Annotated in this window: 6 protein-coding genes; 2 read left to right on the top strand and 4 right to left on the bottom strand. The window is 37.9% G+C overall.

What is annotated here, in order from left to right:
* Nucleotides 1-111 precede the first annotated feature (111 nt).
* The gene (locus tag AC33VI_RS17285) at nucleotides 112-876 is read left to right on the top strand and encodes a formylglycine-generating enzyme family protein (RefSeq protein ID WP_491783505.1); all 765 of its coding nucleotides are present in this window, start codon (nucleotides 112-114) and stop codon (nucleotides 874-876) included.
* A gap of 142 nt (nucleotides 877-1018) precedes the next feature.
* Here the strand turns inward: AC33VI_RS17285 and AC33VI_RS17280 are convergent, their stop codons facing one another.
* Nucleotides 1019-1369, bottom strand: coding sequence for a hypothetical protein (locus AC33VI_RS17280; RefSeq protein ID WP_491783504.1), 351 nt, complete (start codon nucleotides 1367-1369; stop codon nucleotides 1019-1021).
* 587 nt (nucleotides 1370-1956) lie between these two features.
* Between AC33VI_RS17280 and pta the strand changes: the two genes are divergently transcribed.
* Nucleotides 1957-4068 carry a phosphate acetyltransferase gene (gene pta / locus AC33VI_RS17275; RefSeq protein ID WP_491783503.1) on the top strand — a complete coding sequence of 704 codons (2112 nt, stop codon included), beginning with the start codon at nucleotides 1957-1959 and terminating at the stop codon, nucleotides 4066-4068.
* Between the two features lie 86 nt (nucleotides 4069-4154).
* Here the strand turns inward: pta and AC33VI_RS17270 are convergent, their stop codons facing one another.
* The 3 genes from AC33VI_RS17270 to AC33VI_RS17260 all read right to left on the bottom strand — a co-directional run bounded on the left by AC33VI_RS17270 (nucleotide 4155) and on the right by AC33VI_RS17260 (nucleotide 6959).
* On the bottom strand, nucleotides 4155-4871 hold the full coding sequence (locus tag AC33VI_RS17270) for a response regulator transcription factor (protein ID WP_491783502.1): 717 nt from the start codon (nucleotides 4869-4871) through the stop codon (nucleotides 4155-4157).
* Between the two features lie 198 nt (nucleotides 4872-5069).
* A complete protein-coding gene (locus tag AC33VI_RS17265; protein ID WP_491783501.1) occupies nucleotides 5070-6410 on the bottom strand; it encodes an RNA ligase family protein in 1341 nt (446 codons plus the stop codon).
* A 96-nt stretch (nucleotides 6411-6506) separates the two neighbouring features.
* Entirely contained in the window at nucleotides 6507-6959 is a 453-nt protein-coding gene (locus AC33VI_RS17260; protein ID WP_491783500.1) for a nitrate reductase associated protein, read from the bottom strand.
* Nucleotides 6960-7217: the final 258 nt, after the last annotated feature.

Below are 7217 nucleotides of genomic sequence, written 5' to 3'. Positions count from 1 at the left end.
TCGTTTTAAGGCGCAAAGGACATTCGTGTGTCCGCATGCAGGCAGGGGGTAGCCCTAAAGGACTAGTTGCGGCTAACTAAACGCCTTACTTTCGGTCGAGGCAGAAGTTAGATGTACCTCAGTAAACTGAAAAACGCTGTAAATTTAGAAATGGTCGAAATTCCTGGCGGTTTAGCGATCGCAGGGTCGGCAAATCAGGAAAATCTCCAACATTCAGTTAATCTATCTAGTTTTTATCTAGCTAAATTTCCCATAACTCAAAAGCAGTGGCAACAAGTAGCACAATTACCTCAAGTTGAAAGAAACTTGCCCTTAAAACCTGCTAAATTCTCGGGAGAAGATTTACCTGTCGAAAATGTATCTTGGTTCGATGCCAGAGAATTTTGTCTTAGATTATCTCAAGCTACGGGCAAACAATATCAATTACCTTCAGAAGTACAATGGGAATATGCTTGTAGAGCAAAAACAATTACACCTTTTTATTTTGGTCAAACCATTAGTTCGGAAGTAGCCAATTATAACGGTCGATATACTTATGCTAATGAGGCAAAAGGAGAATACAGAAGAATTACTACTCCTGTAAATAAGTTTCCGCCCAACGCTTTTGGTTTATACGATCTGCACGGTAATGTCTGGGAATGGTGCGCAGATGATTGGCATGAAAATTATCAAAATTATCCTGGCGATCGCTCTATGGGAATTGCTTCAGAAAACAATATCAAAGTCATACGTGGGGGATCGTGGGGTAGTAGACCTAGTTTCTGTTGTTCGGCATATCGCGATCGCTTTATAGCCAATAACTCTAATAATTTTATCGGCTTTCGCTGTATGATAAAAATTTACTGCGCTTTTCACATGGGTAGACCACATAATTAAACTTTAAAAACTAAGAACTAAAAACTAAAAACTAAAAACTACGAACTAGCAAATTTTCCCAGAGAGCTATTCAACTGAAAACGGCTGTAAATACAACCAATAAATCTTCTTAGCCCAAACTCTGGTTACTCATAGTCTTAGGTCAGTCCATTCTCGACAATAAATCTTCAATTGCTCTTTGAAACACGGCTATAGACAATCCATCAAGATCGTAACTGCATTCGTAAGCAGGTTCTCGATCGTAATTTTTTAAGCCAATTATTCTGACATCTACTTTAGCGATTTTAGGGTTGGGATATACTGTTACTTCTAGTTTGGATTTGTTTCCCTTGTAATAGTAGGTAGGTAATTCCACAAGATGTATGGGGCTTTTACCAAATTTGCGGTCTAAATATTCAACCACTAAAGAGAAGTTACGTCCAATAGCTTGCCGTTTTGCTTCGTTAAATGCTGTCATGAGTTTAAGTTGGGCGATCGCTAAAAGTAGATTCAAATAGTATTAACTATACTTCAAATAGAGTAGCAGACAATTGAAAAACTGATGTAGCTCCCATGAATCAAACTTAATTTCAGTTTTTAGTCAAAAAAGAATAACATATTTGGCTCTATACTTAAATTTCTCTTAAGCTAAATTGTTTGTTCTACGATAAATGTATTAGATTCATACCAGACTGTGTGCCGAAAAATACAGAATAACTCAAATAAATTTAGTAATCTAAAACCATGAATGAAATAGAGTAAATAGTAATTCTAAGAGATACATTTAAGATTAGCTATTTAGACTTAAGCATAAAAAAATAGTTAGGCTAAAATTCATGTAATTTTTTCATGACCTTAGTTTAAAAACGATCGCCCAACATCTTTCTTAATCAAAACAATAGATTTTAATTGTTGCTTTCCAGGAATTAGAAGCTATATTATATTTGCCAAAACATATTTTAAGCTGAAATATTTTCAGATTTAAAACCAAATTATTATTAGCTATTAAAAAGTATTTTACATATTAAAAAATATAATTCAAAAGTTATTCTTGCCCAAGAAAAAGTAGCTGTTAGTAAAATAAACCCTAATTAAAAAAACATGACTAGCTCTCTTTATATAAGTACGACTGAAGCAGGATGTGGTAAAGCCCTAATCTCGTTAGGAATTATTGAATTAATTCTGAGAAAAACCAGCAAAGTAGCTTTTTTTCGACCCGTAATTAGAAATCAATCCCACCATAAAGTAGATGAAGATATCAACCTGATTCTAAAATATTTCGACCTCAATCAAGAATACGATCGCGCTTTTGGTTTATATGCCGATGAAGTCCACGAATTAATTAGTCAGGGCAACTACGATGAAGTATTAGACAAAATTATCTTCAAATATAAAAGTTTAGAAGTAGACTATGACTTTATCTTGTGCGAGGGTTCGGATTATTTAGAACAAGTATCGGCTTTTGATTTTAATCTTAATACAGAAATTGCCAGAAATTTAGGGTGTCCGATAATTATCTTGGGTAATGCCGATCGCCGCAATATCTCCGAGGCAATTTTACCCGTCAAAATGTCTCTCAAATCTTATTTGGCAAAAGAATGTCAAGTAATTGGCATTGTCTTAAATAAAGTTAAGCCAACATTATTAGCCGAACTATCCCAAGCTCTAGTAGATAAATTTGGCAAAGATTATTTACTGGCGACTATTCCTTACGAAGCCAAATTAAGTAGCCCTAGGGTTAAGGAAATTGCCGAACAGCTTGGTGCCCAAGTTCTCTACGGATTTAATCGACTGGACAATCTGGCAGTTAATTATGCGATCGCAGCCATGCAGTTAGAACACGCACTAACTCGACTTAAGGAAAATACTCTGGTGATTACTCCAGGCGATCGCAGTGATATTATTTTGGGGCTACTACAGGCGCATAAATCGGTTAAATACCCCCACTTATCAGGAATTTTGCTATCTGGGGATCTACAACCAGAAGATTCCATTAGAAAGCTAATTGATGGACTTTACGATCCCCTACCGATTTTATCTTTGCCTACGGATACTTATGAAACTGCCGAATCAATTAAGCAAGTTGATACTTCTATAGTGGCAAGCGATCGAGAAAAAATTACTTGCAGCATTCAATTATTTGATAACTATATCGATCTCAATCGGTTAGAACAGCAGATTAACACCATTAAAACTAAAGGGATTACCCCGAAAATGTTTACCTACAATCTGTTGCAACAGGCACAATCTCAAAAACAACATATTGTTTTACCAGAAGCCTATGAAGTCAGAATTTTACAAGCAACGGCATTTCTAGTGGGTAGAAATATAGTCGATATTACCCTCTTAGGCAATCGAACCACAATCGAGCGCATTATTAATCAAAATGGCATTTCTTTAGATCTCAACCAAATACAAATTATCGACCCTGCCACAGCAGCAAACCTGGATTCCTATAGCGAACAACTATATCAATTACGCCAGCACAAAGGGCTAACCAGAGAACGGGCGCGAGAAGATATGCTCGATCTCTCCTATTTTGGCACGATGATGGTTTATACAGGAGATGCCGACGGTATGGTATCGGGGGCAGTCCATACCACCCAGCATACCCTCAGACCAGCATTGCAGTTTATCAAAACCAAACCAGGCTGTTCGATTGTTTCTTCGGTCTTTTTTATGTGTCTCGAAGATCGAGTTCTAGTATATGGCGACTGTGCGGTCAATCCCAATCCTAACGCCGAACAATTAGCCGAAATTGCTATTTCCTCTGCGGAAACGGCGATCGCTTTTGGCATAGAGCCGAAAGTAGCTTTATTGTCCTACTCTTCTGGTAGTTCGGGTAAGGGAGAAGAAGTGGAAAAAGTTCGTACTGCTACTGCGATCGCCCAACAACGGCGACCGGATTTAAAAATTGAAGGGCCAATTCAATATGATGCTGCGGTAGATTTAGGGGTTGGCTCGCAAAAAATGCCCAATTCTCAAGAAGCAGGACAAGCATCAGTGCTAATCTTCCCCGAATTAAATACAGGAAACAATACTTACAAAGCCGTCCAAAGAGAAACTGGCGCACTAGCGATCGGTCCTGTGCTTCAGGGTTTAAACAAACCCGTCAACGATCTCAGTCGCGGTTGCACTGTAGACGACATTATTAATACGGTAGCAATTACGGCAATTCAAACTCAATCGCGGTTGTCGGCTTTATCGATTTAAGATCGCGATAATCGTAATCGAGTCCGATCGATTTGATTGGCAGACGCGATCGCAACAGTGCCCAAATTAGCATGAGGAGTTTTAGCTTAAGAATTCAATGGAGCTAAATTGTGGTGTAAAGCAAATCGAATCAATTCAATCCGATTACTAGTATCGGATTTACGCAGCAAACTGCTCACGTATTTCTCAATGGTGCGATGAGACAAATGTAAATGCTGACCGATTTCAATATTAGAATAACCGTTCATCAATAGTTGTAAGACTTCTTGCTCTCTTGTAGTTAAATCGATAATTTTTTCGATTGATATTGCTTCGGGCTTTGAGGATATTGCTTGGAGCTTTGAGAGTGGTTCGGTATTTTCTAGATTGGGATTTAAGTTTGGGCTAGGATGGCGATCGCTATTGAAAAATTTTAATTCAGAATGAATGGCTTGCGATCGCTCTAATAAATTACGAATGACTGCCTCTAATTCTTCCATTTCAAAAGGTTTGGGCAAATAAATATCACAACCTACTTGATAACCGCGAATGCGTTCGGTCGTTTCGCTACATTCGGTTAATAAGATTACTGGCAACAAACGATATTCGGGTAACTGACGAATACTTTTGACCAACTCATAGCCATTTTTTTTGGGCATCCTAACATCAGAAATCAGCAAATGAGGATGATATTTCTCTAACATTGATAGAGCTTTTTCACCATTTTCTGCCGTAATAACTGAGTATCCAGATAATTCTAAATAGTCGCTAACAGCTACGCGAATTCCTGGATCGTCTTCAGCAATTAAAATTAATAGAGGCATTAGCTATATTGTGCTTTTTCGCCTATGTACTTTTGTCGGCTAGATGAACTAACTTTATATATCTCGCTGTTATCTAGCAATTTTTCTTGTCCATTTACTATATTAATATTTTCTTTATATTTTGTATAGTCAGGATTAGCTGAATCTTGTCAATTAACAGACTATCCCTAACTATTATAGACTGCTGCCAAGGCTCAGTTATAGCTTTACTAAATTGGCATACCAGACCCTTGCAGCGTTAGAAATTGACTTATGAACTTGTTTCCAAGTTAAATTAGCTGCTGCTAATTCTACAGTACTTTCTTTTTGGATATCTTGGGAAATCCATTTAAGAAACTGACCCATTTTTTTAATATCAACTTCCCCATTACAAGCTTCGGTTAGTGCTTGTTGTAATCTAGCTTCAGTGACAAATAAAGTTACAAATTCTTCAATACTTTGAGCTACTTCTGGATCTATTTGTACTGCTTGCTTATTTTTAACGACTCGATGTTTTTCTCCTTTGGCTTTAAACATTAATTCTGTATAGCCTTCTCTAAGAACCAAATCGTTAGTTTCGGGATACATGACCAATCCTTCCCCAACTCCTTCGATCTTGAAAGTTTTTTTGACCCAAGGATCGATCGCTTCTACTGCTTCTACCATTTGATTTATCCTATTCGCAGCAGCTTTTAATTGAGTTTCATTGCCAAAATCTAGAGTAATTGCCTCCCCATAGTAGGGCAAAACAAAAATATCTTGGTGCTGGGGTAAGATTTCCCTAATCTTTTCGGGGCGTATTTCCAACTTGGCAAGTTCCATTGCCACGCCACCGTATTGAATGGCAAAAACAGCTAATACTTTTCTCTTTAGTTGAGAAATAGCTACGCCTTTTTGGATACTGCCACCGCACCACTCTCCAAAGATCGTTAAATTACTTTTATCTTTTAACTGACGAAAATATTCTCTGTTTGCTTCTACCCAAGTGGCAAACCCTGCGTTGTCGTTGTTTGGTTGAATAATTTGGGTTCTTTTTTGGGCTGCGACTTCCCCTTTGGAAGTAATTTGTACCCCCGCATTCGTACCGTGCAGTTTAATCTTGGCGCGATAGGTAACAACAGGAGTTTTACCCAAAATTTTAAGATCGTTGCGTACGTTGTGCAGCAATTCAATATCCGTCCACTTAATAAAGGGCAATTGAGTACTGGAGGATGCTGTTTGTAGCTGACAATATATCTCCGATAAATCTGTTCCTACTTCTACATCGACTTTTCCCAAAGCCATGCCATAAGAATATAAACCTCGTAACTTGCTAGGCTTAATTTTAGTCCCGTCTTTAAGCACCGCACCCCCTAGGGCAACAGCCACAATATCTCCTACTTGATAGACATTATCTAAGTTGGCAATAATTTGTACTTCATCTGCTTCTGGTGCTTCCAACACGGGAGTGGAATAAGCCGAGGAAACCTCGGCATTTCCTCCCGTCATTGTATATAGGCGTAAAGCATCAGCATTGGGATGTTGTCCCGCACTAATTACTTTCATTGCCATTACGCTCATGAATTTGTTTTACCTCTTAAAATTTCACTTGTTCAATAGTAATACAAAAATAATACTAAAAGCAATTTTGCGATCTCTCGTGAAATTTTCCAGAATCTAACTAATAATCCCAAACTCTCGCAAAGCGGGAATAAAATTCTTGTTTTCGTGACTGGGACGACTGAGTTTGATCAAGGCAAAGCGTTGGGCAGGAGAAAGTTTAGACCATTGCGGTCGAGAAATTTCTACTTGGGATGCATGGGCTTTATTTAAAACCGTTTTGGGAATATTGGAAGTATTCAACCAAGCGGGATGGGGATCGATCGCTAGTTCTTTAGCTGGTTGCCCTGTTTTTTCGACAATTAGATTCTGCAAAAAATCTCGATATGCTTGAGTTTCCGACTCTGTTTCGCAGGGCAGATCCACTAGTTTTTGTCTTTCCGTTTGACTGAACTGATTCCAATGGACTAACTTAAGTTTCACCCCACAGTTATCTAGCTTCATTCGTACTTGCATCGGAATACATTGTAAAGAGCCGACGAAATCGGATTCAAATTGAAAATAGGACATCGCAAATTCTAGATTGAGATCGATCTTTATGTATATTGTCCCAAACCTGTAGGGTTAATTGATAATATCCTAGTAAGATTTTATATAGTTAAGAAATATGTGCGATTCGTTGATACCCGAATCCCCTAGAAACTAGGGAGCATAAGGTATCAACGAATCGCACATATTTCTTAACTATATAAAATCTTACTAGGATATTATCAATTAACCCTACAGGTTTGGGACAATATACATAAAGATCGATCTCAATCTAGAATT

This window comes from Waterburya sp. (assembly GCF_058530065.1).
This window is presented reverse-complemented; position numbering and strand designations above follow the sequence as displayed.

What these genes read in the sequence shown, in the direction of transcription:
- AC33VI_RS17265 (WP_491783501.1), bottom strand. Translation starts at nt 6,410, where the DNA reads ATGAGCGTAATGGCAATGAAAGTAATTAGTGCGGGACAACATCCCAAT.
- pta (WP_491783503.1), top strand. Translation starts at nt 1,957, where the DNA reads ATGACTAGCTCTCTTTATATAAGTACGACTGAAGCAGGATGTGGTAAA.
- AC33VI_RS17285 (WP_491783505.1), top strand. Translation starts at nt 112, where the DNA reads ATGTACCTCAGTAAACTGAAAAACGCTGTAAATTTAGAAATGGTCGAA.
- AC33VI_RS17270 (WP_491783502.1), bottom strand. Translation starts at nt 4,871, where the DNA reads ATGCCTCTATTAATTTTAATTGCTGAAGACGATCCAGGAATTCGCGTA.
- AC33VI_RS17260 (WP_491783500.1), bottom strand. Translation starts at nt 6,959, where the DNA reads ATGTCCTATTTTCAATTTGAATCCGATTTCGTCGGCTCTTTACAATGT.